This is a genomic window from Streptomyces sp. NPDC001852 (assembly GCF_042891825.1).
Classification (GTDB): Bacteria; Actinomycetota; Actinomycetes; order Streptomycetales; family Streptomycetaceae; genus Streptomyces.
Genome location: NZ_JBIATN010000003.1, coordinates 392,357 through 416,766 on the forward strand (window position 1 = coordinate 392,357; position 24,410 = coordinate 416,766).

The following is a 24,410-nucleotide window of genomic DNA, read 5'->3' on the forward strand; positions in this document are numbered from 1 at the left end:
GCCATGCCGGGACCGAAGGACCTCGACCCGTCGTCATCACCACGCGCTCTGCTGGGCGCCGAGTTACGTCACGCCCGCGAGCGGAAAGGGCTGAGCCAGGAGGAGCTGGGCCGACGGCTGTTCGTGAGCGGATCGTTCATCGGGCAGCTGGAGGCGGGGACGCGGCGGATGCAGCCGGAGTTCGCGCGGATGCTGGACGAAGTCCTGGAGACGGATGGCTTCTTCACGCGGAACTGCAAGGCGGCGGCCAGGTCGAAGTATCCGGAGCACTTCGCAGAGGTGGCGGAGGTGGAGGTTCAGGCCACGGCGATCAGGCAGTACACGCCGCTCCTGATCCCCGGGCTGCTGCAGACGCCCGCGTACGCACGGGCCGTGAACCGCGGCTACGACCCGACGACACCGGAGGAGACCATCGAAGAGTGGGTGGAAAACCGGATGGCGCGGGCCCGGGTACTTGACCACCCAACAAAGCCGTTGTTTTGGGTGGTGCTTGACGAGGCAGCGTTGCGCCGGACGGTCGGTGGCCGGGCGGTGATGGCGGAGGCCCTGCGCCACATCGCCGGACTGGCTGGCCGGAACCGCGTCATCATGCAGGTGCTGCCGCTCAGCGCGGGTGCGCACACGGCAATGGAGGGAGCCCTGAGGTTGATGGACTTCGCGGACGCCCCTCCTCTGGTCTACCTGGAAGGAGTGCGTACCGGACGGCTGGAGGACGACCCCGGCACCGTCGCCCAACTCAGGTTCGTGTTCGATCTCCTCGTGGCCTCCGCGCTCTCACAGGAGGAGTCCCTGGCCCTGATCGAGGCGTTGGCGGAGGATTACACCCATGAGGAACATCCCTGACCACGACCTGAGCACAACCGTATGGCGCAAGTCCAGCTACAGCGGCAACGCCGACAACTGCCTGGAAGTCGCCGACGCCCACCCCACCCTCATCCCCGTCCGCGACTCAAAGACCCCCCACGGCCCGAAGCTCGTGTTCCGGCCGACTACCTGGTCCGCCTTCGTCGATCACCTCAAGCGCCCCCAGAGCTGAGTCGCCGTCTGTTCCGTGAACGCCGTCGGTGAGGGATCCGTCGGCAGCTGCGCGGGCACCGTCGTGTCCTTCTTCCTGCCCGGCTTGTCGGCGAAGAGGGCGACGGTCAGGGTGAGCCGGGTGTCGTAGGCGACGGTCCACACCGTGCGGCGGGTGATGCCGCCGCCCGCGCCCGCCGTGAACCGGACCGGCGCGGCCACCACGCGGGCCGCCGTCTCCGGCAGGACCCGGTGGCGGTCGGCGTGCGCGGAGTAGACGGTCCGGCCGTCGCGGGTGATGCGGGCGACGGTGTACGGCGCGGCGTAGATGCCGTCGGCCGCGACCGCCGCGTACGCCGACGTGAGCTTCAGCGGTGTGGGCGCTGTTGTCTTCGGGAACCCCGTGAGCGGCGCCCCGAACCGCAGGCCCGCCAGCGGCGTCATCACCGTACCCGCCTCCACCGCCCCGCTCACCGCGTCGTTGAAGGGTTGCCGGGCATAGTCCGACCCCCCGTACAGCACCCGCACCGCGCCGTCGCCGGGCTCGATGCCCACGACGGCGGTGTGCAGCCGTATCCCCTTGCCGGCCTTCTCTCCCTTGACCAGTTCCGCGGCGGAGTCCTGCAGGGTGAGGTCGAAGGTGGTGCGCACGGTGTAGCCGCCGCTCGCCAACTGGTCCTCGGTGATGCCGAGCCGGTCGGCGGCCTCCTTCGCCGCGGCGTCGATCAGGTACTGCCGCTGCCCCTCGGTGGCCCCCGGTGGATAGAACCGGAACGCCGGGAAGCGGGCCTCGGCCCGCTGTTTCGCCGTGATGTTCCCGCTCGCCGCCATCGCGTCCAGTACCCATTCCCAGCGGTGTTGGAGCGTCGCCGTCACCTTCGGGTCCGAGCCGGCCTTCTCGTAGTAGGAGGGGAGGTTGATGATGGCGGCCAGGGCCGCGCCCTGGGAGACGGTGAGGTCCTTGGTGTCGACGTCGAAGTAGTTGCGCGCGGCGGCCTGGACACCGGCGGCGCCCCGGCCGAAGTACACGGTGTTGAGGTAGCCCTGGAGGATCTCGTCCTTGGTGCGGGTACGGTCCAGCTTGACCGCGATCAGCGCCTCACGCGCCTTGCGCGACAGCGACTGCTCGGGGCTGAGCAGCGCGTTCTTGACGTACTGCTGGGTGATGGTGGAGCCGCCCTGCCGTTCGCCGCCGGTCAGCGCCGCCGCGACGGCACGGACGAGGGCCTTCGGGGAGACTCCGGAGTCGGTCCGGAAGGAACGGTTCTCGGCGGCGATCACCGCGTCCTGCACATACCGCGGCACCTGCGACAGGGGTACGTCCTGGCGGTCGACCGGACCCCGGCGGCCCAGGTAGGCGCCCTTCTCGTCGAGGAAGACGGTGCTCTGGACGACGGTGTCCGGGTGCGGATCGGGGATGACGGTGAGCTTGTACGCGACGACGACCGCCCCGCACAGCAGGGTGATCAGGACCAGGAAGGCGGCCAGCAGCCGACGCGCGATGCGGCCCCGGTTGCGGCGCAGGCGGATGCGGAGCGGAACGCGCCGCGAACTCGCGGGCGAAACGGGGTTCTTGGGCTCCTTCTTGGGCTCCTTCTTGAGCTCCGGGGTCATGCCCGCCACCCCCCGCTCCGCAGCCGGGCCTCGACGGCGCCCGCGGCGTCGTACACCCTGACGCCGTCACCGCCGTCACCGCCGACGCCGCCGACGCCGCCGACGCCCTCGACGATGAGCGTCTTGGTGTCCCGCGCGGACAGCGGCGTGCTCGCGTACCAGACGCCCCAGCCGGGGCTGCCCGCCAGGGTGAGCACGTTGGCGGCGACCTGGCCGTGGCCGGTGCCCAGCTCGACACGTCCCGGGTCCCCGGTGACGCCGTAGTACAGCCCGGACAGGAAGTACCCGCCCTTCACCGGCTCCGCCTGCACGGACACCCCCGGCTGGTGGCGTGGGCAGGTGTCCAACCCGCGGAACTGGTTGGCCTGTTCCGGCGTCGACCAGTGGCTGCCGTCCGCGGTCAGCCACATCTCCACACCGGGCGCCGCCTGCACCCGTTCCCCCGGCGCCACGATCCGTACGGAACCCGCGTCGCGGCCGGCCACCGTACCGGACGACGAACCGCTGCCGGCCCCGCCGACCAGGCCGGCGGCGACGAAACCCCCGGCCGCCAGCACCGCCGCACAGCCGGCGGCGGCCACCGCGGCCCGGCGCCGTCGCAACGCCCGCCCCCGCACGGTCACCGCCGCCAGCGGAACCGGGCCGGGAACCACGTCACCGGCCGCTGCGGCGCAGGCCGCGCGCAGCCGCTGTTCGTCACCCCCGGCCGCCTTCACCCCACGCCTGGCGACGTGGCGCACCGCGCCCGTGGAGATGCCGAGCAACTGACCGATCTGCGCGTCCGGCAGCCCCTCGCCGTACCGCAGCACCAGCACGGCCCGTTGCCGGTCGGCGCGCCGCCCGAGCGGCCACGGCCGCCGCAACCAGCTCCGCACGAGGTGACGCCGTACGTGGAAGTCCACGTCGTTGCGCGGAACGCGGCGCCAGCGCGCGTACACCCGTGCCAGCGTCCTCCTCGCCAGATCGTCCGCCTCGGCCAGATCTCCGGTGAGCTTCAACGCGGTGAGAAGGAGCCGGGGCCAGCAGGCGCGCGCGTAGGCGGCGAAGTCGTGATGGATCCGGGCACCCGTCCGCATCGTCTTCTCCTTGGGTCACATGTGTTTCGATGTACGCCGCACACGCGGCCCACGGGACCTGTACGCACGGGCGGGGCAGGCGGGTTGCACCGGAAACGAAAGACGCGGAGGGCATGACCGAGGACGAGTTCGACGCTTTCTACGCGGCCGCGTTCCCCCGCCTGACCGGGCAGCTCTACGCCTTCACCGGAGACCACGGCGAGGCCCAGGACGTGGTGCAGGAGGCGTTCGTACGCGCCTGGGACCGGCGGAAGTCCTTCCTGGCCGACAGCGCCCCGGAGGCCTGGATCCGCACGGTCGCCGTACGGCTGGCGGTCAGCCGCTGGCGGCGCGCCAGGCGCTGGCTGGAACTGGTACGGCGGCACACGCCGCCCGAGTCGACCCCCGGCCCCGGCCCCGAACACACCGCGCTGGTGGCCGCGTTGCGCGCGCTTCCCCCGGCGCAGCGGCTGGCGATCGTCCTGCACCATCTGTGCGACCTGAGTGTCGAGCAGGTAGCCTCCGAGACCGGCGCGCCCGTGGGCACGGTCAAGGCCCGGCTGTCCCGGGGCCGGGCGGCACTGGCGAAGCAACTGGGCACGGACGAGGCCGAGGAGCCGGTACGGAAGGAGGGCCGCCGTGTCGGATGACCTCACCGCGCATGAACTGGCCACCGCACTCCACGAGTTGGCCATGGCGAACGAGACCCAGCCACCCGTCTCCGCTGCCGGGATCCGCCGCCGCGCCGTCCGCCGGAGCCGCCGCCGTCGCACGACGCTTGCCCTCGGCGCGGGCGCCACGGCCCTCGCCCTGGCGGCATTCGCCGTGTCCCTGAAGACGGGTGGCACTCCGGAACACCGTCAGCCCCCGGCCGCCACCGCTCCCCGCCTCCCGTCCCCCTCCCCCTCCGCTTCCCCCTCCCCCTCCTCCTCTTTTCCCGGCCCTCCCCCGACTGCGACCCCGACGGGGATCGCGATCGCCGGAACGGTGAACCTGGGCAAGCAGACCCTGACGATCGACGGCCGGGTCATGCCCATCACCTCGGGTTTTCCGACCCTCGTCGCCGCCGGCCCGCTGACCGTCGTCGCGAAACTCGACCTCGGCCGGGGCTCCGTCGATCAACTCCCTGAGGCCTCCTGCAAGGTGGCGGAACCGTACGCGGTCGAACTCCGCGACACCAACCGGAACAGCATCTACGTCGGCTCCCTCGCCTGCAGCGCCCGAACCGGCAGCTGGATCGGCCTCGACCCCAAGGACGCCGTCTGGCTCTACAACAGACTGACCCCGGGCGACACGCTGTCGGCGGTCACGCCGAAGGCCTAGGCGCGGCGCGCCTGGGCACCGAGGAACTCAAGGACTACGCCGACTGACCTCGACAAACGCCCGAGGGCGGCACCCCCAGCCAGAAGCTGGGAGCACCGCCCTCGGTACGAAGGACAGGCGATCAACCCTCAGGTCGATCAGAAGTCCATGTCACCGCCCGGCATGCCGCCGCCGGCCGGCGCGGCGGCCTTCTCCGGCTTGTCGGCGATGACGGCCTCGGTGGTGAGGAACAGCGCGGCGATGGAGGCGGCGTTCTGCAGGGCGGAACGGGTCACCTTCGCCGGGTCGATGATGCCCTCGGCGACCAGGTCGACGTACTCGCCGGTCGCGGCGTTCAGGCCGTGGCCCGGGGTCAGGTTGCGCACCTTCTCCACCACGACGCCGCCCTCGAGGCCGGCGTTGACGGCGATCTGCTTCAGCGGGGCCTCGAGCGCGATGCGCACGGCGTTGGCGCCGGTCGCCTCGTCACCCTCGAGCTCCAGCTTCTCGAAGACCTGGGAGGCCTGCAGCAGGGCCACGCCACCACCGGCGACGATGCCCTCCTCGACGGCGGCCTTCGCGTTGCGGACGGCGTCCTCGATGCGGTGCTTGCGCTCCTTGAGCTCCACCTCGGTGGCGGCACCGGCCTTGATGACCGCGACACCGCCGGCGAGCTTCGCCAGGCGCTCCTGCAGCTTCTCGCGGTCGTAGTCCGAGTCGCTGTTCTCGATCTCGGCGCGGATCTGGTTGACGCGGCCGTTGACCTGCTCGGAGGAGCCGGCGCCGTCGACGATAGTGGTCTCGTCCTTGGTGATGACGACCTTGCGGGCGCGGCCCAGGAGGTCCAGGGTCGCGTTCTCCAGCTTGAGGCCGACCTCCTCGGAGATGACCTCGCCGCCCGTGAGGATGGCGATGTCGCCGAGCATGGCCTTGCGGCGGTCACCGAAGCCCGGGGCCTTGACGGCGACGGACTTGAAGGTGCCGCGGATCTTGTTGACGACCAGGGTCGACAGGGCCTCGCCCTCGACGTCCTCGGCGATGATCAGCAGCGGCTTGCCCGACTGCATGACCTTCTCCAGGAGCGGGAGCAGGTCCTTGACGGAGCCGATCTTGGAGTTGGCGATGAGGATGTACGGGTCCTCGAGCGACGCCTCCATGCGCTCCATGTCGGTCGCGAAGTAGGCGGAGATGTAGCCCTTGTCGAAGCGCATGCCCTCGGTGAGCTCGAGCTCGAGGCCGAAGGTGTTGCTCTCCTCGACGGTGATGACGCCTTCCTTGCCGACCTTGTCCATGGCCTCGGCGATCAGCTCGCCGATCTGGGTGTCGGCGGCGGAGATGGACGCGGTGGAGGCGATCTGCTCCTTGGTCTCGACGTCCTTCGCCTGCTCGAGGAGAGCGGCGGAGACGGCCTCGACGGCCTTCTCGATGCCGCGCTTGAGAGCCATCGGGTTGGCACCCGCGGCTACGTTGCGCAGGCCCTCCTTGACCAGGGCCTGGGCGAGCACGGTCGCGGTGGTCGTACCGTCGCCGGCGACGTCGTCCGTCTTCTTGGCGACTTCCTTGACCAGCTCGGCGCCGATCTTCTCGTACGGGTCCTCGAGCTCGATCTCCTTGGCGATGGAGACACCATCGTTGGTGATCGTGGGGGCGCCCCACTTCTTCTCGAGGACGACGTTGCGACCCTTGGGGCCGAGCGTCACCTTGACGGCGTCCGCGAGCTGGTTCATGCCGCGCTCGAGGCCGCGCCGCGCCTCCTCGTCGAACGCGATGATCTTGGCCATGTGAAGTGGTCCCTCCAGGACTGGGGGTGATTCCTTCGGACCGCGCCCGCGCCCGCGACGGACGGCTCGCCGGCCTCGTGGTTCCTTGCCCCACTTGGCCTGCGGGCCTCACCGACCCGGTCCTTCACTGTCACTCTCACCTTCAGAGTGCTAACGCCAATGATTAGCACTCGGCATGGTCGAGTGCAAGCGCCCGGGGGTGTACGGCACCCCCGTCAGCCGCCCGCGAACACGGGCACCCCGGGCATGGCGAAGGGCCCGCACCCCGAGCGGGGTGCGGGCCCTTCGAAGAAACAGTAGAACGTCGCTGTTCAGTCGACGCGTGCTTCAGCTGGTCGCCAGCCGGACCATGTCCGCCTGCGGGCCCTTCTGGCCCTGCGAGATCTCGAAGTCGACCCGCTGCCCCTCTTCCAGGGTGCGGTAACCGTCCATCTGGATCGCGCTGTAGTGGACGAAAACATCCGCACCACCGTCGACCGCGATGAAGCCGTACCCCTTCTCCGCGTTGAACCACTTGACGGTGCCCTGAGCCATGCCTAACTCCCCTATTACTGGCCCTTGCACAGATCCACACTTCGCGGATCCGGGTCAGACCTCACCCCCCATTGGTCGGGGGCGTGCGCCGGAACGCGTCGACCGCGGCTGAATGTATCTGTCCAACTGCCGTCTGCAACAGGTCAATCGGACGAGAATTCTGGACGGGAACGGTCCGGAATGTGGTGAGAAATCACCCGACTTCAGGGCAAGTCGGGCCCCTCAAACCTCACAAAAGCCGCATAAAACCCGTCGACTTTGGCTGCTTCTTGTCGGGCGTCCGGCATGAATACCGGGCCCTCGACCGGTCGGCCCGTGAGCGCGTTCCCCAACTCTACCGCGCTCAATCACACAGAATTGCCTCCTCCGCTTCTCTCACGGAGGAGGCAATTCGATGAACAATGCGTAACCGAAGTTACCCAAGGTAACGATCAGCCGCCGGCGACGGCCGGAATGATGGAGACGCCGGCGCCGTCCGGGGTGGCGGTCTCAAGGCCCTGCTCGAAGCGGACGTCGTCGTCGTTGACGTAGACGTTGACGAACCGGCGCAGCTTGCCCTGGTCGTCCAGGACGCGCGCGGCGATCCCGGTGTGGTTCTTCTCCAGGTCGGCGATGACCTCGGCGAGGGTCGCGCCCTCGGCGCTGACCTCGGCCTGACCGCCGGTGTAGGTGCGCAGGATGGTGGGGATGCGAACGGTCACGCTCATGCGAGGCCAGCCTCTCGGAAGGAGTCCAGGTTCGGGCGGATGGTGGCGGTGAGCCCCGTACCGGCCACCGCGTCCAGCGTCTTCAGGCCGTCGCCGGTGTTGAGGACCACCGTGGTCTTCGTCGGGTCCAGGACGCCGTCCTTGAGCAGCTTGCGGGTGACGCCGACGGTCACGCCGCCCGCCGTCTCCGCGAAGATGCCCTCGGTGCGGGCCAGCAGCTTGATGGCGTCGACGACCTCCTCGTCCGTCACGTCCTCCACGGCACCGCCGGTGCGGCGCGCGATGTCCAGGACGTACGGTCCGTCGGCCGGGTTGCCGATGGCGAGGGACTTGGCGATGGTGTTCGGCTTCTGGGGCCGGACCACGTCGTGCCCGGCCTTGAAGGCGGTGGACACCGGCGAGCAGCCCTCGGCCTGCGCACCGAAGATCTTGTACGGCCTGTCCTCGACGAGACCGAGCCTGATCAGCTCCTGCAGACCCTTGTCGATCTTCGTGAGCTGCGAGCCCGAGGCGATCGGGACCACGATCTGGTCCGGGAGCCGCCAGCCGAGCTGCTCGCAGATCTCGTACGCCAGGGTCTTGGAGCCCTCCGCGTAGTACGGCCGCAGGTTGACGTTGACGAAGCCCCAGCCCTCGCCGGCCGGGTCGCCGATCAGCTCGGAGCAGAAACGGTTCACGTCGTCGTAGTTGCCCTCGATGCCGACGAGGTCGCCGCCGTAGATCGCGGCCATGACGATCTTGCCCTGCTCCAGGTCGTGCGGGATGAAGACGCAGGAGCGGAAGCCGGCGCGGGCCGCCGCGGCGCCCACCGCACCGGCCAGGTTGCCGGTGGAGGAGCAGGACAGGGTCGTGAACCCGAAGGCGCGGGCGGCCTCCAGGGCCTGGGCGACCACGCGGTCCTTGAAGGAGTGCGTCGGGTTGCCGGAGTCGTCCTTGACGAACAGGCCGCCGGTGACACCGAGTTCGCCGGCGAGGTTGTCGGCCTTGACCAGCGCGGTCCAGCCCGGGTTCAGGTTCGGCTTGTCGGCCACGTCGGCCGGGACCGGCAGCAGCGGCGCGTACCGCCAGATGTTCGCGGGGCCTGCCTCGATACGGCGGCGCAGCTCTTCGGTGTCGTAGGCGGAGAAGTCGTAGGCGATCTCCAGCGGGCCGAAACACTCCTCGCAGGCGAACACCGGGCCGAGCGGAACGCGGTGCCCGCACTCACGACAGCTCAGGGCCGCGGCCGGGCCGAGGTCGACGGTGGAGTCGGTGGAGCTTGCAACTGTCTGCACAGCCATGGAGGCGAGGCCCTTTCTCCTCATCTTCCTCACGACGCATCTCGCCGTGAGACGGATTTGGCACCTTCCCTAGCCGGGAGCCTCGCGAGCGATCATTGATCCACGAGTACCGACTGGAGGGTTGCCGGGGCTTCATCGGGCCGTGTCCCTCTGCCCCTCTGGATGAGCGGTATGCGGTTGTGAACGCGTGCTGACCCCCGACATGCGATGGTCATCGGCGTTGTTCAAGACTGTAACCGAAGGCCTGGACAGTTGAGATAGTCGTCCGAACCGCGAGACACGTGAGGAGCCGCTGACTGTGCTGGAAGAAGTCGAGCGCTGGCTGGCCATCCGCTCCTGGTCCGTGGCCGATCGCCCGCTGCACAAGATCCTGGCGGCCAAGCAGCGCACGGGCCAGTCGGTCTCCGTCGTGCTGCCCGCGCTCAACGAGGAGGAGACGGTCGGCGACATCGTCGCGGTCATCCGCCACGACCTCGTGGAGCAGGTTCCGCTCGTCGACGAGATCGTGGTGGTCGACTCCGGCTCCACCGACCGCACCTCCGAGGTCGCCGCCGCCGCGGGCGCGCGGGTCGTTCACCGGGACGAGATCCTGCCCCGCATCCCCGCCGTCCCCGGAAAGGGTGAGGTGCTGTGGCGCTCGCTCCTGGTCACCACCGGGGACATCGTCTGTTTCATCGACGCGGACCTGAGGGAGTTCTCCTCCGACTTCGTTGCAGGGATCGTCGGCCCGCTGCTCACCGAGCCGGGCGTGGACCTGGTCAAGGCGATGTACGACCGTCCGCTCGCCGGGTCCGCCGGCCAGGGCGGCCGGGTGACCGAGTTGATGGCCCGCCCGCTGCTGAACATGCACTGGCCGCAGCTGGCCGGATTCGTGCAGCCGCTGGGCGGCGAGTACGCGGCCCGGCGCAGCCTGCTGGAACAGCTCCCCTTCCCCGTCGGGTACGGCGTGGAGCTGGGCATGCTGGTGGACGCCCTGCACCTGGTGGGACTGGACGCGCTGGGGCAGGTGGACGTGGGCGTGCGCAAGCACCGCCACCAGGACGGGCAGGCGCTCGGCCGGATGGCCGCCGCGATCTACCGCACGGCCCAGCTGCGGCTGGCCCGCGGCCATCTGATCCGCCCCTCCCTCACCCAGTTCGAGCGCGGCGAGGACGGTTTCGAGCCGCGCACCTACTCGGTGGACACCGAGGAACGACCGCCGATGGTGGAGATCACGGAGTACGCCGAGCGCAGGGTGGCCTGAGTTCGTATACGGCTGCCGGCCCATGTCGCGGCCGTACGTTTGAGCGTTTCCGGGCCGGGCTAGGTTGAGGACCATGGCTTCCACGCAGGGTGCTGCCGAGAGAGCTCAGGTGCTGGTCGCGTCCAACCGCGGCCCGGTTTCGTACACGGTGGACGACAGCGGCTCGCTGCACGCCAGGCGGGGCGGCGGCGGGCTGGTCTCCGGGCTGTCGGCCATCGGGCCGGACGCGGACTCCCTGTGGGTGTGCGCGGCGCTCGGCGACGGGGACCGGGAGGCCGTACGGCGGGCCGGCGGCGGGCTGCTGCCGGGCGAGGACGCCGGCGGGCAGCGGGTGCGGATGCTGGACATCGAAGCGCAGGTCCACTCGGACGCCTACAACGGCATCGCCAACTCGGTGCTCTGGTTCGTCCACCACATGCTCTACCAGACCCCGCTCGAGCCGGTCTTCGACGCGGGGTTCCGGCGGCAGTGGGCGGCCTACGAGGCCTACAACCGGGCGTTCGCCGAGGCGCTGGCCGAGGAGGCGGCCGAGGGGGCGGCGGTACTGGTCCAGGACTACCACCTGTGCCTGGTGCCCGGGATGCTCCGGGAGCTCCGCCCCGACCTGCGGATCGGCCACTTCTCGCACACGCCCTGGGCGCCGCCGGAGTACTTCCGTCTGCTGCCCGACGACATCGCGGCCGCCCTGCTGAACGGCATCCTCGGCGCGGACCGGGCGGCGTTCCTGACCCGGCGGTGGGCGGACGCGTTCACCGCGTGCTGTACGGCGGTCCTGGGTCCCGGCAGTCTCCCGGGTACGGCGATCGGGGTGCACGGGCTCGGCGCGGACGGGGACTTCCTGCGCAAGCGGGCCCACGAGCCGGACGTGGACGAGCGGATGGCGGCGCTGCGCGAGGAGATCGGCGAGGGCCGCCGGACCGTCGTCCGCGTCGACCGCACGGAGCTGTCCAAGAACATCGTGCGCGGCCTGCTGGCGTACCGGCAGCTGCTGGAGGAGCACCCCGAGTGGCGGGAGCGGGTGGTGCATCTCGCGTTCGCGTATCCGTCGCGGCAGGACCTCGCCGTGTACCGGGACTACACGGCCGCGGTGGAGCGGGTCGCCGAGGAGATCAACTCGGCCTTCGGCACGGCCGGGTGGACCCCGGTCGTGCTGCACGTCAAGGACGACTTCGCGCGCTCGCTGGCCGCGTACCGGCTCGCCGACGTGGCGCTGGTCAACCCCATCCGGGACGGCATGAACCTGGTCGCCAAGGAGGTGCCGGTCGTCTCCGACCGGGGCTGTGCGCTGGTGTTGTCCCGGGAGGCCGGGGCGTACGAGGAACTGCGCGCCCACGCGTTCGTGGTGAACCCCTACGACGTGCTGGAGACCGCGCGCGCCCTGCACGAGGCGCTGTCCCTGCCACCGGAGGAGCGGGCGGACCGCACCAAGAGGCTGGCGGCGGCGGCCACCGCGCTTCCCCCGGCCCAGTGGTTCCTGGATCAGCTGCAGGCGCTCAGGGACCTTCAGTCCAGCTGAGCGGCGAGGGTCCGCAGCAGGCGGACGACCCCGGCGGGGCCGTCGACCACGATGTCCGCGCGTTCCGCCAGTTCGGTGACCTCGGTGCTGCCGCTGCAGACCAGGAGGCCGGGGACGCCGTCGGAACGGAGTTCGTCGACGGCGGCGAAGGCGGGGAGGTCGCCGAGGTCGTCACCGGCGTAGAGGACGGACTCGGCGCCGGTCCTGCGGACGTGGTCGGCGAGCGCCACGCCCTTGTCCATGCCGGGTGGGCGCAGCTCCAGGACCAGGCGGCCCGGTTCGACGACCAGGCCGTGGCGGGCGGCGAGGTCGGTGAGGGGGCCGCGCAGGGCCTCGAACGCGGCCTGCGGGTCGTCGGCGCGGCGGGTGTGCACCGCGACGGCCCGGCCCTTCTCCTCGATCCAGGTGCCGTGCCAGGCGCCGGCGCGGTCCAGTACGCCCGGCAGCTCGGCGCGGACCGCCGCGACGCCGGGGTGCGGGGCCGGGGCGGTGACGGTGCCGGTGGCCGCGTCCCAGCGTTCGGCGCCGTAGTGGCCGAGGACGGTCAGGTGCTCCAGGCCGGGGACGCCGGCGAAGCCGCCGTAGCGGACCGCGACCCCGGCGGGGCGGCCGGTGATCACGGCGACGGAGGCGACCTTCGGGGCGAGTGCGGACAGGGCCGGTACGGCGTCGGGGTGGGCGCGGGCCTGCTCGGGGTCGGCGACGATGGGGGCGAGGGTGCCGTCGAAGTCCAGGCCGACAAGCGCCGCGGTCGGCTTCGCCAGGAATGCGGCGAGTCCGTCCCGGCCGGGCTGGGTCTGCGGGGTCGGCAGAGGGTCCATACCGCGACACTATCCAGCGCGGGCCGCCGTCACGCCTGGGGCTCCGCCCCAGACCCCGAAGGGGGCTCCGCCCCCGGCCCCCGTTTCCCACGCGCCCACCCGACTCGGCCGGCTGCAGGGGCACCCTGCCCCCGCAGCCGGTTCAGCGCTCCGTCCGCCGGGAGTCCCGTACCCTCCGCAGGCGGTTCACCGTCACCGGGTCCGAGGACAGTGCGCGCTCGTCGTCCAGCAGGGCGTTCAGGAGCTGGTAGTAGCGGACCGGGGACAGGCCCAGTTCCTCGCGTATCGCTCGTTCCTTGGCGCCGGGGCCGGGGAAGCCGCGGCGCTCCAGCGCGAGGATGGCCTGTTCGCGGGGGGCGAGTTCCATGGGAGTCACGGTAGCGCCGGGCACTGACAGCCGGCGGTCGGCGGTGGTCAGTTCCTGGCGCTGCTGTCCGCCGCCGTCGCCGTCGCCTGGAGTCGGGTCAGGACGCCGGCGGGGTCGCCGCCGGGGGCGAGGGCCTGGCCGATGTTCTGCTTCACGGCGGCGCTGACCGTCGCCCAGGAGGTCTTGCCGACGGGGTACAGCTCGGAGGTGGGCAGCTCGTCGAGGAAGGGGTGCAGGGCCTTGTCGGGGGTGGAGTCCGACGCGCTCATGGCGTTGGAGGCGGAGCCGGTGACCGGCAGCAGGCCGTATTCGCGGGAGAAGTCGAGGACGTTCTTCTCGCTGTAGACGAAGTTGAGGAAACCGCCGATCTGGTCGCGGTGCCCGTTCTGCTTGAAGGCCATCATCCAGTCGGCGACGCCCATGGAGGCCCTGGCCCGGCCGGTGGGCCCCGGCATCGGCACCATGCCGAACTTCACGCCCTTCTTCTCGGCCTGCTGGATCAGCGTGGGATGTCCGTTGAGCATGCCGACCTGGCCGTCGGCGAAGGCGGCGAAGGCGGTCGCGCGGTTGAGGCTGCCGGGCGCGACCGGACCGGTCAGGCCCTTGTCGACCAGGTCGTTCTTGAGCCAGCTGAAGGTCTGGACGTTCTGCGCGGAGTCGATGGTGTAGGTGCCGACGTCGTCGGTGTAGCCGGTGCCGCCGTTGCCCGCGCTGCTGCCGCTGAGCAGCCACTGCATGGTCTCGGCCTGGGCCTCCTCGGGGCCGAGCGGCAGCGCGAAGGGGTACTTGACGCCCTTGTCCTTGAGCGCCTTGGCGTCGGCGGCCAGCTCGTCCCAGGTGGTGGGCGGGTTGATGCCGGCCTTGGCGAACAGGGTCTTGTTGTAGAAGAGCACGCGCGTGGAGGCGGCGAAGGGGATGCCGTACTGCGTGTGGTTCCACTGCCCGGCCTCGGAGAGCTGGGAGAGGAAGTCGGCCTGGGTGGGGATGGAGAGCAGGTCGGAGGCCGGGTAGAGCTTGCCTGCGGCCGCGTAGTCGGCGTAGGCGCCGATCTGGGCCAGGTCGGGGGCGTGGCCGGCGGCGACCATGTCCTTGACCTTGGCGTCGACGTCGTTCCAGGAGTACACGCTGACGTCGATCTTCACCCCGGGGTGCTGGGACTCGTACTCCTTGACCAGGGTGTCCCAGTACTTCTGGGAGCTGTTGGCGGGAGAGTCGCCGTAGTCGGCGGCGACGAGTCTCAGGGTCACGTCGGAGGAGCCCGTGCTTCCGCAGCCCCCCAAGATCAGTGTCATGCCCATGGCAGACGCTACCGCGACCGATCCTGCCGTACCCCGACGCACCCTCAACGCCCCAACCCTGCTGTCTGACCGTTCAATATGTGGACACATAAGGTCTACACCACGTGAGTGGACTAGACCTCTCGCGGGTAGGGGGTCACACTAGGGCCCGTGGTGAGACATGTCATCGCCCTGGACGTGGGCGGTACCGGGATGAAGGCCGCCCTCGTCGGCGACGACGGCGAGCTGCTCCACCGCGCCCGCCGCGCCACCGGACGCGAGCGCGGACCGGACGCGGTGGTGGCGACGATCCTCGACTTCGCCGCCGAGCTGCACGCGTACGGCGCGGAGCACCACGGCGCGGCCGCCGCAGCTGCCGGCATCGCGGTCCCCGGCATCGTCGACGAGGAGCGGGGCATCGCCGCCTACGCCGCCAACCTCGGCTGGCGGGACGTGCCGCTGCGCGCGCTGCTCGCCGAGCGGCTCGGCATCCCCGTCGCCCTGGGTCACGACGTGCGCACCGGGGGCCTCGCCGAGGGCCGGATCGGCGCGGGCAGGGGCGCCGACCGGTTCCTGTTCGTGCCGCTCGGCACCGGGATCGCGGGCGCCATCGGCATCGACGGCCGGGTGGAGGCGGGCGCACACGGCTTCGCGGGCGAGATCGGCCATGTCGTCGTACGGCCCGGCGGGATCCCCTGCCCCTGCGGGCAGCACGGCTGCCTGGAACGGTACGCCTCCGCCTCCGCCGTCACCGAGGCCTGGGCGGCGTCCTGCGGGGACCCGGACGCGGACGCCGCCGACTGCGCCAAGGCCGTCGCGTCCGGTGACCCGAACGCCGTCCGGGTCTGGCAGGAGGCGATCGACGCGCTCGCCGACGGCCTGGTCACCGCCCTCACCCTGCTGGACCCACGCACCCTGATCATCGGTGGCGGTCTCGCCGAGGCGGGGGAAGTGTTGTTCCAGCCGCTGCGGGAGGCCGTCCGGCGGCGGGTCACCTTCCAGAGGCTGCCGGCCATCGTGCCCGCCGCCCTGGGTGACACGGCCGGCTGCCTCGGCGCCGGGCTGCTCGCCCGCGACCTGCTCACTCCCGGCCCGCTCGACTCCACCGACCCACTCGACTCCACCGACCCCGACTCCACCGACCCCTCGGAGGTAACCGCCTGATGGCTCCCAGCTTGGTTCTCGCAGGTGCTCGGGTGGTGCTGCCCACCGGGGTCGTGGACGACGGGCGCGTGGTCGTCGAGGGTACGAAGATCGCGGCCGCCGCTCCCGCGAACGCCGACGTGATCGACGTGAGCGGCCACTGGCTGGTCCCGGGGTTCGTCGACCTCCACAACCACGGCGGCGGCGGGGCCTCCTTCTCCGGTACCCCGGACCAGATCATGACGGCCATCCGCACCCATCGCGCCCACGGGACCACCACCCTCGTCGCCTCGACCGTCACCGACGAGATGGACCTGCTGGTCCGCCAGGCGGGGCTGCTGAGCGAGCTGGCCGAACAGGGCGAGATCGCCGGCATCCACTTCGAGGGGCCGTTCATCTCGCCGTGCCGCAAGGGCGCGCACTCCGAAGAACTGCTGCGCGACCCGGACCCGGCCGAGGTCCGCAAGCTGATCGACGCGGCGCGCGGCAGGGCGGCGATGGTCACCCTGGCGACCGAGCTGCCGGGCGGCATCGACTCCGTACGGCTGCTCGCCGAGCACGGCGTCATCGCGGCGATCGGGCACACGGACGCCACGTACGAGCAGACGGTCCAGGCCATCGACGCGGGCGCCACGGTCGCAACCCACCTGTTCAACGCCATGCCGGCCCTGAACCACCGCGCGCCGGGCCCCATCGCCGCCCTGCTGGAGGACGAGCGGGTCACGGTCGAGCTGATCAACGACGGCACGCATCTGCACCCCGCCGCCCTGGAGCTGGCCTTCCACCACGCGGGCGCCTCCCGCGTGGCCTTCATCACGGACGCGATGGACGCGGCCGGCATCGGCGACGGCCGTTACATGCTGGGTCCGCTGGAGGTCGAGGTGAGCGAGGGGGTGGCCCGGCTGGTGGAGGGCGGCTCGATCGCGGGCTCCACGCTGACGCTGGACCGCGCGTTCCGGCGGGCGGTGACCGTCGACGGGCTGTCGGTCGAGGACGCCGTACAGGCCCTGTCCGTCAACCCGGCCCGCCTCCTCGGCCTGTTCGACCGCATCGGCTCGCTGGAGCCCGGCAAGGACGCCGACCTGCTGGTGCTGGACGCGGACTTCGGGCTCAAGGGCGTGATGCGGCGGGGCGAGTGGGTGGCGATCCCGCCGCAACTGGCCTGATCTGCCCGTCTTTTCCCGCGACGGCGGCCGACTCGTGACTGGGCCGGCCGCCGTCTGTTTGGCATGATCGGGCCCCGGAAAACGATGACAGGCGCGATGGCAGCCGCACGGACTTCGAGGGAGGTCGGCCGGGGTGATCCTCACGGTCACGCTGAACACCGCTCTCGACCTGACCTATCGGGTACGGTCGCTGCGACCGCACGCCTCGCACCGGGTCTCGGAGGTCATCGAGCGGCCCGGCGGCAAGGGCGTGAACGTGGCCCGGGTGCTGGCGGCGCTCGGGCACGAGGTGACGGTCACGGGGCTGGCGGGCGGCGGGACCGGACGGGCGATACGCGACCGGCTGGCCGAGGTCCCCGGTCTGACGGACGCGCTGGTGCCGGTCGCCGGGGCGACCCGGCGCACGATAGCCGTGGTGGACGAACTCTCGGGCGACACCACCCAGTTGAACGAGCCGGGACCGCAGATCACGCCGGCCGAGTGGGGCGCCTTCCTCGACCGCTACGAGGAGTTGCTGGCCGGGGCCTCGGCGGTGGCCCTGTGCGGCAGTCTGCCGCCGGGCGTACCGGTGGGGGCGTACGCGAACCTGGTCCGCGCGGCCCGGTCCGCAGGGGTCCCCGTCCTCCTGGACACGAGCGGTGAGCCCCTGCGCCGCGGGGTGGCCGCCCGCCCCGACCTCATCAAGCCGAACGCCGACGAACTGGCCGAACTCACCGGCTCCCACGAGCCGTTGCGCGCCACCCAGGACGCCCGCCGCCGCGGCGCCCACGCGGTCGTCGCCTCCCTCGGCTCGGCCGGCCTGCTCGCCGCCGGCCCCGAGGGCCACTGGCAGGCCACCCCGCCCACCCGCCTGCACGGCAACCCGACCGGCGCGGGCGACTCGGCGGTCGCGGGCCTGCTGTCGGGACTCGTGGAGCGCCTGCCGTGGCCGGACCGCCTGGTCCGCGCGGTCGCCCTGTCGGCGGCGACGGTGGTGGCCGCGGCGGCGGGCGAGTTCGATCAGTCGGTGTACGAGGGGCTGCTGAGGGGGATTTCGGTGACGGGGGACATCAGCGCGGCGTGATCACGCCCCCGCTGGGGACGCCGGCCTCACCGTGCCCCTTTCGCGGGACCGACACGATCGAAGAGTTCACCTGCGATGGTGTTGAGCAGACCTTCCTCCGCCTCGTCATCGGCAGACTCTCTGCTCTCGCCGGCCTTCTTGTCGGCATGAGGCTCGGACTGCGTGGCCGACTCCCCCATGGTGGGGATGGGCTTGTCAATACCGGGAGTGGGCTTCGCAACCGCCGCCGCCGCACCGGTCATTCCGATCGTGGCAAGCAGGACAGGAGCGGCGATCGCGACGGCCAAGACTCTACGTACACGCATGGTTTCCACCTCGTCTGGGACACAGGTCAACGTCACCGCGAAGCTATCCAGGCAGTCATTCCGAATAACCGCTCACCGGACCAACCACTCGTACGGCCGAGTCCGTGCCGGCCCCTTGCCGGGGCCGGCCAGGCGTAGGCGGTGCCCTGTCCGCGCGGCTCAGCCGTTCCGCGTGTGCTGGCCCTGCTGGAGCCAGAGCTGGTCGATCAGTGCATTGCACTGATCGCCGGCCCCGCAGGAGATCGAGATCGTGTTGGAGCCCTTGTTGAGGGTGGGCCACACGTAGGTCGTCGTCCAGCCGTGGACGAAGTCGCCGTTCTGGGCGTGCGCGTAGTTCTTCAGCGGCAGCCCTGGGGAGAACGGCTTGCCGTTGATGCTGACCGACATCTGCTGGTCCTGGCCGGGCACACTGAAGTGCGCGAACAGGGTGTAGACGCCGTCCGAGGGAACGTTGTTGACGGTCCAGGTGATCGAGGCACCGGCCTGGTTCAGCCCGCCCACGTACGAACCGTCGGAGGTCTGCGCGCCCTTGACGTCCGTGGCCTTCGCGGCCCCGCCGGCCAGCTGGAGGGCACCCGCATCGGTCTTCAGCACACCGCTCGCCGACGAGCTGCTGCTCGACGGGCTGGGAGACTGGCTCTGGGACTGGGTCGGGGTCGAACCCGCCTCGTTGCCGGTCTTCTTGTCGTCGGGGCCGTTGAGCATGGCCACGCTGATGCCTATGACGACCGCGGCGACCACCGCGATCGCGCCGATCAGCAGGCCCTTGGTGTTCGGGCCGCGGCGGCCCGGCGCGGGCGGCGCGGACCGGGGGCTGCTCGGCGGGGCGCCGCCGGGGAGGGTCTCGGGGGCCTGGTAGTGGGCGGTCGGCTGGCCGTAGCCAACCGGCTGCTGCGGCACGGTCGGCTGGCCGTACTGCGCCTGCTGCTGGCCGTACTGGCGCTCGCCGACCGCCCGCACCCTGCTGACCGAGTTCGGGTAGCCGTAACCGCCGGACGGCGGCTGGGCCCCTCTGGCCTGGCCGTCGGCATACAGATAGCCGAACGGGTCGTCGTCCTCGGGCGTGCTCGGGCCGTTTTCGCCGGGCGTCATCCCTTGGTCTCCTCAGCGGGTGCGGGTGGATGCGGTACAGGTCTGGAATGGCGAGCCTACCCGCTCCGGCTGGCCCAAACGGGTGACTCGCGCCGCATCAACTCGCTGACCTGGGAATCACCCGGCGCGTCGGTGCTGTTTGGGACGAGATCGTTTCTCTACGTACATACGCTCGTCGGCTGACTTCAACACTTCGTCCGCCGTCATGCCGCAGTGCGCCCACCCGATACCGAAGCTCGCGCCCACCCGGACGGCCCTGCCCTCGGCCCGGATCGGCTGGATGATCTCGTTGCGCAGCCGTACGGCGAGGTCCTGGGCGTCGGCCCGGCCGAGGCCGTCGGCGAGGATCACGAACTCGTCGCCGCCGAGTCGGGCCACCGTGTCGCCGTCCCGTACGCCCCTGGTGAGCCTGCGGGCGACCTCGATGAGCACCGCGTCGCCCGCGTTGTGCCCGAAGCGGTCGTTGATCGACTTGAAGCCGTCGAGGTCGCAGAAGAGGACCGCGAGGCCCTTGGTGCCGTCGTCCCGGCCGTCCTCGGGGGCGACGGTGTGGACGTGGTGGTCGAAGGTGTCGTACGCCTCGGCGCCCGGCCGGAAGTCGAAGCCGTGGGTCACCACGGTGGTGTCGAAGGCGGGGTGGCCGTAGGCCGCGTCCAGGGACTCCAGCTCACCGGCGTGGGCCGGGCGCCGGCACAGCCGCGCGGACAGCCGGGAGCGCAGCTCGGCGGAGTTCGGCAGGCCGGTGAGCGAGTCGTGGGAGGCGCGGTGGGCGAGCTGCAGCTCGCGGCGCTTGCGTTCCTCTATGTCCTCGACGTGGGTGAGGAGGAACCGGGGGCCGTCGGCGGCGTCGGCGACGACGGAGTTGCGCAGGGACACCCAGACGTAGGTGCCGTCGCGGCGGCCCAGGCGCAGTTCCGCGCGGCCGCCCTCCGCCGAGGTCCGCAGCAGCGTGCCGATGTCCTCGGGGTGGACGAGGTCGGAGAAGGAGTAGCGGCGCATCGCGGACGCGGGGCGGCCGAGGAGCCGGCACAGGGCGTCGTTGGTGCGCAGGATGCGGCCGTGCTGGTCGCCGCCCATCTCGGCGATGGCCATGCCGGAGGGGGCGTACTCGAAGGCCTGCCTGAAGGATTCCTCACTCGCCCGCAGGGCCTGCTGCTCGCGCTCCAGGCGGACCAGGGCGCGCTGCATGTTGGCGCGCAGCCGGGCGTTGCTGATCGCGATGGCGGCCTGGAAGGCGTACATCTGCAGGGCCTCGCGGCCCCAGGCGCCGGGGTGGCGGCCGTTGCGCGGCCGGTCGACGGAGATGACCCCGAGCAGCTCACCGCAGGAGCCGCCCTGCCCGCCCGGGGTGTACATGGGGGCGAAGAGGCGGTCGGAGGGGTGCCACTCGTCCTCGAAGCGAGGTGCGGGGCCGTCCGTGTACCACTGGGGGACGTCGTCGTCGTCGAGGACCCAGCCCTCGGTGTGCGGTATGAAGACCAGGTCGCCCCAGCGCTCGCCCATGGTCAGCCGCCGGTCCCAGGACTCGCGGGAGCCGACCCGGCCGGTGATCAGGGCCTCGGCGGCGGAGTTGCCGGAGAAGGCGGCGACGACGAGATCGCCGTCGGGGCGTACGAGATTCACGCACGCCATCTCGTACCCGAGGGCGCCCACGGCGCCGTCGGCGACGGTCTGCAGTGTGTCCGCCAGGCTGCGTGCCGTGTTCATGTCGGCCATGACCTGGTGCAGCTGTCGCAGGGACGCAAGACGGACATACGGCTCCGACTCGGTCTCCATGCTCGCCCTCCCCCCGAGACCTCGCAGCGAATCAAGGGTTGTCTTCGGCGCTACTTAAGGGTGCCTCTTACGGTGCGTTCCAGTTTCCCAGCCACTGAATCACAGCGCGCTGCCCACTCGGTACACAGGGTCAACAATTCCTGGCCCTTGTGACTCAAGTCACAGATGAACATGAACAATTGAGTGGAGTTTCTGCGTTTTCCCCGTGTGTTTACTGAACGCAAGGTTTTGGGGTCGGTTCACATGACGCGCACAGTGGTCCTCCGTTGGTCCTAGGACCCGGCTCGGCCGGAGGCCCGATGCGGCCCGTGCGGGGCGCAGACTAGCGTTTCCGGCGTGCTGAAGACTCCCTCACCCACCGCTCCCGCCGCTTCCGGGCATGCTGAGGGGGTGAGCAACGACGAGTTCCGGGCCGCGATGTCCCGACTGGCCGCCGGAGTGGTCCTGGTGACCGCGCAGGAGCCGCCGCTGGACCCGGACGACCCGGGCGCGCCGGGCACGGAGGACGTCGGCATGACCGCCACCGCGTTCATGTCCGTCTCCCTCGACCCGCCGTTGGTCCTGGTCAGTCTGCGTACGGGCGCCCGCATGGACGACCTGCTCGACGAACAGCCCCTGTGGGCGGTGTCGGTCCTCACCGAGAGCCAGCGGCACATCGCGGGCCGCTTCGCCATGAAGGGCCGCATCAGCGACCGTCTGCTCTTCGAGGACATCCCCTACGTCCGCGGCGAGGCCACCGGCGCCCCGCTGGTGGGCGGCGCGCTGGCCACGCTGGAGTGCCGCACCGAGCAGCGGGTGACGGCCGGCGACCACACCCTCGTCATCGGCCGTGTCCTGACCGCGCACGTCCCGAGCGCGGAGGGCGGCCCGCTGCTGTACTTCCGCGGCAGGTACCGGCAGTTGGGCTGAACTCCGACAGCCGGGGCGGGCGAACCCACCCCGGCCGGCCCCGACGACCGCCCCGCTACGCCGGTTCGACGGTCAGCTCGGACAGGTCCTCCGGGTTCGTCACGACGTCGATGGAGGTGATGCGGTCGGCGACGAAGGTGAACGTCAGGACCCGCTCCAGGCGACCGTCGGCGTACACGACCAGTGCCGTCGCCCCGTCGACCAGCGCGGGACGCGCCACGCGGGCCAGATGGGCGAAGCTCTTCGCGCCGGAGGCGACCCTCACCGCGCCGGCGGTCACACCCGCCTCGCCGCGCGCCACCACGTCTGGGTCGAGCACCTCCAGCAGGCCGTCGAAGTCCCCCTCCCGCGCGGCCGCCAGGAACGCGTCGACCACCTCGCGCTGCCGTACCAGGTCGGCCTCCGGCGCCTCGGCGCCCCGCACCCGGCGCCGCGCCCGGCTGGCCAGCTGCCGTGCCGCGGCCGGGCTGCGCCCGAGGATCCCGCCGACCTCCTCGAACGGCACCCCGAACAGATCGTGCAGCACGAACGCCAGCCGCTCGGCCGGCGACAGGGTGTCGAGGACGACCAGCAGCGCCACCCCGACCGAGTCCGCGAGCACCGCGTCCTGCGCGGGGTCCGGCTCGGCGGAGGCGCCGGGACGCCAGGTGTCCAGGGGCTCCTCGCCCCGCGAGCGCCGGGAGCGGAGCATGTCGAGGCAGACCCGTCCGACGACGGTCGTCAGCCAGCCCCCGAGGTTGCCCACCTCACGCGTGTCGGACCGGCTCAGCCGGAACCACGCCTCCTGCACGGCGTCCTCGGCCTCCGCGGCCGAGCCCAGCATCCGGTAGGCGACGGCCCGCAGATGCCCCCGGTACGCCTCGAACCGCTCGGCGAGAAACGCGTCGTCGCGGTGGTGCTGCTCGTTGTCGCTCATCGGGGTCCCCGGCCTCTCCGTCGCCCTGGTTGGTCCGCTACCCCACTGACGAACGGCGGGCCCCGGATGTGACGGCGCGGCGGCACCCGGCAGGCCGTGCGGGTGAGGGGCGCCGTCCCGCGCCCGCCGGGCTCACGCCCAGTCCCGGCCCGAGCGGCCCCGCTTCCGCTCCGAGCGCTGCTTCTTCTCCCGCAGCCGGCGTTCATTGATGCCGCGCGGGATCCGGGTCGGTCTGCGCGGCTTGGGCGGGGGCGCGCAGACCTCCGCGAGGAGGGCGGCGAGGCGTACGGCGGCGGCCTCGCGGTTGCGCCACTGGGAGCGGTGCTCGGAGGCCCGTACGGTCACCACGCCGTCGACGAGGCGGCCCGCCAGCCGCTGCAGTGCCCGCTCCTTCCAGACCGGGGGCAGCGCCTCGGTGCGGGCGAGGTCGAAGCGCAGCTCCACCTGCGTGTCACTGGTGTTGACGTGCTGCCCGCCGGGCCCGGACGACCTGGAGAAACGCCACATCAGCTCGGCCTCGGGCAGCGAGACGGAGCCACGGATGACGTAAGGACCAGACATGCGTTCCATGTTCCCGGTCGCACCGGGCTCACGTCACCTGGATTTCCGACTTGGTAAAAAAGGTAAAGGGATCCGGAACCGCGGGGACCCCCCTCGACGTTCTTCCCGGTGACGGTAGCTTCAACGGCACTGCACCACACATATCCAAGGGAAGGGACTCCCAACATGGCTGTAAGCCTGTCCAAGGGTGGCAACGTCTCGCTCACCAAGGAGGCTCCGGGCCTGACCGCCGTCACCGTGGGCCTCGGCTGGGACGTCCGCACCACCACCGGCACGGACTTCGACCTGGACGCCTCCGCGATCGCGGTGAACGCGCAGGGCAAGGTCTACTCGGACGCGCACTTCGTCTTCTTCAACAACAAGCAGACCCCGGACAACTCCATCGTCCACACCGGCGACAACACCACCGGCCAGGGCGAGGGCGACGACGAGGCGATCAACGTCAACCTGGCCGCGCTCCCGGCCGACATCGACAAGGTCGTCTTCCCGGTCTCCATCTACGACGCCGAGAACCGCGGCCAGAACTTCGGCCAGGTTCGCAACGCCTACATCCGCATCGTCAACCAGGCCGGCGGCGCCGAGATCGCCCGCTACGACCTCTCCGAGGACGCCGCCACCGAGACGGCGATGGTCTTCGGCGAGCTGTACCGCAACGGCGCGGAGTGGAAGTTCCGCGCGGTCGGCCAGGGTTACGCCTCGGGCCTGGTCGGCATCGCCAAGGACTTCGGCGTCAACGTCTGACGGACGCCGCGCCGGGCTCCGGCCGCTCGTGGAGCCTCCGGTCGTGGTGAGCGGCGGCCTCCCGCCGCTGCCGGCCCCGGCCGGAGGCCCCGAGCGAGGGCGCCCTGCGCGAGCCGGCCGAGGAGACCGGCTGGACCGACCTGGAGCCGGGCCCGCTGCTGTGCACCTGGGAACACGACTTCACGCGCATGGTGGACGCGGCGAGAACTGGCCGCGGCAGCCGAGCC

25 protein-coding genes, 1 pseudogene and 1 riboswitch are annotated in these 24,410 nt (G+C 71.2%); of the genes and pseudogenes, 12 read left to right on the top strand and 14 right to left on the bottom strand.

Translation table 11 applies throughout. The features are described from left to right. The first annotated feature begins 3 nt into the window (after positions 1–3). Positions 4–843 carry a Scr1 family TA system antitoxin-like transcriptional regulator gene (locus ACFYZB_RS07150; RefSeq protein WP_388755317.1) on the top strand — a complete coding sequence of 280 codons (840 nt, stop codon included), beginning with the start codon at positions 4–6 and terminating at the stop codon, positions 841–843. Continuing rightward, complete coding sequence (locus tag ACFYZB_RS07155; protein ID WP_388755319.1) at positions 827–1,036, top strand: DUF397 domain-containing protein; 210 nt, start codon at positions 827–829, stop codon at positions 1,034–1,036. The genes ACFYZB_RS07150 and ACFYZB_RS07155 overlap by 17 nt, the downstream gene beginning before the upstream one ends. Here the strand turns inward: ACFYZB_RS07155 and ACFYZB_RS07160 are convergent. Next, positions 1,012–2,628, bottom strand: a complete 1,617-nt coding sequence (locus tag ACFYZB_RS07160) for a transglycosylase domain-containing protein (RefSeq protein ID WP_388755321.1) — start codon at positions 2,626–2,628, stop codon at positions 1,012–1,014. The genes ACFYZB_RS07155 and ACFYZB_RS07160 overlap by 25 nt on opposite strands. Next, on the bottom strand, positions 2,625–3,704 hold the full coding sequence (locus tag ACFYZB_RS07165; RefSeq protein ID WP_388755323.1) for a sigma factor-like helix-turn-helix DNA-binding protein: 1,080 nt from the start codon (positions 3,702–3,704) through the stop codon (positions 2,625–2,627). Before ACFYZB_RS07165 ends, ACFYZB_RS07160 begins: the two co-directional genes overlap by 4 nt. A gap of 113 nt (positions 3,705–3,817) precedes the next feature. Here ACFYZB_RS07165 and ACFYZB_RS07170 point away from each other — a divergent pair, with 113 nt between their 5' ends. Both ACFYZB_RS07170 and ACFYZB_RS07175 read left to right on the top strand, forming a co-directional pair. Then, a complete protein-coding gene (locus ACFYZB_RS07170) occupies positions 3,818–4,333 on the top strand; it encodes a SigE family RNA polymerase sigma factor (protein ID WP_351214112.1) in 516 nt (171 codons plus the stop codon). Beyond that, positions 4,323–5,006 carry a hypothetical protein gene (locus ACFYZB_RS07175; RefSeq protein WP_388755327.1) on the top strand — a complete coding sequence of 228 codons (684 nt, stop codon included), beginning with the start codon at positions 4,323–4,325 and terminating at the stop codon, positions 5,004–5,006. Before ACFYZB_RS07170 ends, ACFYZB_RS07175 begins: the two co-directional genes overlap by 11 nt. A gap of 137 nt (positions 5,007–5,143) precedes the next feature. Here ACFYZB_RS07175 and groL read toward each other — a convergent pair whose 3' ends face one another. The 4 genes from groL to thrC form a co-directional block, all read right to left on the bottom strand. Then, entirely contained in the window at positions 5,144–6,766 is a 1,623-nt protein-coding gene (gene groL / locus ACFYZB_RS07180) for a chaperonin GroEL (protein WP_031170937.1), read from the bottom strand. Positions 6,767–7,093: 327 nt separating this feature from the next. After that, positions 7,094–7,300: a cold-shock protein gene (locus ACFYZB_RS07185; protein ID WP_019057200.1), complete on the bottom strand. Its 207-nt coding sequence runs from the start codon at positions 7,298–7,300 to the stop codon at positions 7,094–7,096. A 431-nt stretch (positions 7,301–7,731) separates the two neighbouring features. Continuing rightward, positions 7,732–8,007, bottom strand: a complete 276-nt coding sequence (locus ACFYZB_RS07190) for a MoaD/ThiS family protein (RefSeq protein WP_159667017.1) — start codon at positions 8,005–8,007, stop codon at positions 7,732–7,734. Further along, entirely contained in the window at positions 8,004–9,287 is a 1,284-nt protein-coding gene (thrC, locus tag ACFYZB_RS07195) for a threonine synthase (protein ID WP_388755331.1), read from the bottom strand. The genes ACFYZB_RS07190 and thrC overlap by 4 nt, the downstream gene beginning before the upstream one ends. 17 nt (positions 9,288–9,304) lie before the next feature. After that, a riboswitch (SAM riboswitch) is annotated at positions 9,305–9,456 on the bottom strand. Between the two features lie 129 nt (positions 9,457–9,585). Here thrC and ACFYZB_RS07200 point away from each other — a divergent pair. After that, positions 9,586–10,530, top strand: coding sequence for a glucosyl-3-phosphoglycerate synthase (locus ACFYZB_RS07200; RefSeq protein WP_351214120.1), 945 nt, complete (start codon positions 9,586–9,588; stop codon positions 10,528–10,530). A gap of 73 nt (positions 10,531–10,603) precedes the next feature. Beyond that, on the top strand, positions 10,604–12,046 hold the full coding sequence (locus tag ACFYZB_RS07205) for a trehalose-6-phosphate synthase (RefSeq protein ID WP_388755334.1): 1,443 nt from the start codon (positions 10,604–10,606) through the stop codon (positions 12,044–12,046). Here ACFYZB_RS07205 and otsB read toward each other — a convergent pair. From otsB to ACFYZB_RS07220, 3 genes are all read right to left on the bottom strand, one after another. Next, positions 12,034–12,867, bottom strand: coding sequence for a trehalose-phosphatase (gene otsB, locus ACFYZB_RS07210; protein WP_351214124.1), 834 nt, complete (start codon positions 12,865–12,867; stop codon positions 12,034–12,036). The two genes, ACFYZB_RS07205 and otsB, sit on opposite strands and share 13 nt — an antisense overlap. Positions 12,868–13,009: 142 nt before the next feature. After that, positions 13,010–13,234 carry a DUF3263 domain-containing protein gene (locus tag ACFYZB_RS07215; protein ID WP_351214126.1) on the bottom strand — a complete coding sequence of 75 codons (225 nt, stop codon included), beginning with the start codon at positions 13,232–13,234 and terminating at the stop codon, positions 13,010–13,012. A 47-nt stretch (positions 13,235–13,281) separates the two neighbouring features. Beyond that, a complete protein-coding gene (locus ACFYZB_RS07220; RefSeq protein WP_388755338.1) occupies positions 13,282–14,526 on the bottom strand; it encodes an extracellular solute-binding protein in 1,245 nt (414 codons plus the stop codon). Between the two features lie 159 nt (positions 14,527–14,685). Between ACFYZB_RS07220 and ACFYZB_RS07225 the strand changes: the two genes are divergently transcribed. The 3 genes from ACFYZB_RS07225 to ACFYZB_RS07235 all read left to right on the top strand — a co-directional run bounded on the left by ACFYZB_RS07225 (position 14,686) and on the right by ACFYZB_RS07235 (position 17,883). Beyond that, on the top strand, positions 14,686–15,675 hold the full coding sequence (locus ACFYZB_RS07225) for an ROK family protein (protein ID WP_388755662.1): 990 nt from the start codon (positions 14,686–14,688) through the stop codon (positions 15,673–15,675). Then, a complete protein-coding gene (nagA, locus tag ACFYZB_RS07230; protein ID WP_388755341.1) occupies positions 15,675–16,820 on the top strand; it encodes an N-acetylglucosamine-6-phosphate deacetylase in 1,146 nt (381 codons plus the stop codon). The genes ACFYZB_RS07225 and nagA overlap by 1 nt, the downstream gene beginning before the upstream one ends. A gap of 133 nt (positions 16,821–16,953) precedes the next feature. Continuing rightward, positions 16,954–17,883 carry a 1-phosphofructokinase family hexose kinase gene (locus ACFYZB_RS07235; RefSeq protein ID WP_388755344.1) on the top strand — a complete coding sequence of 310 codons (930 nt, stop codon included), beginning with the start codon at positions 16,954–16,956 and terminating at the stop codon, positions 17,881–17,883. Between the two features lie 26 nt (positions 17,884–17,909). Here the strand turns inward: ACFYZB_RS07235 and ACFYZB_RS07240 are convergent, their stop codons facing one another. The 3 genes from ACFYZB_RS07240 to cdgB form a co-directional block, all read right to left on the bottom strand. Then, positions 17,910–18,188 carry a hypothetical protein gene (locus ACFYZB_RS07240; protein ID WP_351214134.1) on the bottom strand — a complete coding sequence of 93 codons (279 nt, stop codon included), beginning with the start codon at positions 18,186–18,188 and terminating at the stop codon, positions 17,910–17,912. A 159-nt stretch (positions 18,189–18,347) separates the two neighbouring features. Continuing rightward, entirely contained in the window at positions 18,348–19,280 is a 933-nt protein-coding gene (locus ACFYZB_RS07245; RefSeq protein ID WP_388755347.1) for a carbohydrate-binding protein, read from the bottom strand. A gap of 117 nt (positions 19,281–19,397) precedes the next feature. Then, entirely contained in the window at positions 19,398–21,056 is a 1,659-nt protein-coding gene (cdgB, locus tag ACFYZB_RS07250) for a diguanylate cyclase CdgB (RefSeq protein WP_388755350.1), read from the bottom strand. Between the two features lie 336 nt (positions 21,057–21,392). Between cdgB and ACFYZB_RS07255 the strand changes: the two genes are divergently transcribed. Then, entirely contained in the window at positions 21,393–21,965 is a 573-nt protein-coding gene (locus ACFYZB_RS07255; protein WP_351214140.1) for a flavin reductase family protein, read from the top strand. A gap of 55 nt (positions 21,966–22,020) precedes the next feature. Here ACFYZB_RS07255 and ACFYZB_RS07260 read toward each other — a convergent pair whose 3' ends face one another. Both ACFYZB_RS07260 and arfB read right to left on the bottom strand, forming a co-directional pair. Then, a complete protein-coding gene (locus ACFYZB_RS07260; protein ID WP_388755353.1) occupies positions 22,021–22,881 on the bottom strand; it encodes a sigma-70 family RNA polymerase sigma factor in 861 nt (286 codons plus the stop codon). 132 nt (positions 22,882–23,013) lie between these two features. After that, positions 23,014–23,451, bottom strand: coding sequence for an alternative ribosome rescue aminoacyl-tRNA hydrolase ArfB (arfB, locus tag ACFYZB_RS07265; RefSeq protein WP_388755356.1), 438 nt, complete (start codon positions 23,449–23,451; stop codon positions 23,014–23,016). A 156-nt stretch (positions 23,452–23,607) separates the two neighbouring features. On the opposite strand from arfB, the gene ACFYZB_RS07270 reads away from it, so the two are divergent. Both ACFYZB_RS07270 and ACFYZB_RS07275 read left to right on the top strand, forming a co-directional pair. Next, positions 23,608–24,183, top strand: a complete 576-nt coding sequence (locus ACFYZB_RS07270) for a TerD family protein (protein ID WP_351029214.1) — start codon at positions 23,608–23,610, stop codon at positions 24,181–24,183. 83 nt (positions 24,184–24,266) lie between these two features. Further along, positions 24,267–24,374 (top strand): annotated as a pseudogene (locus tag ACFYZB_RS07275) (DNA mismatch repair protein MutT); the annotation flags it as partial. Between the last annotated feature and the right edge of the window lie 36 nt (positions 24,375–24,410).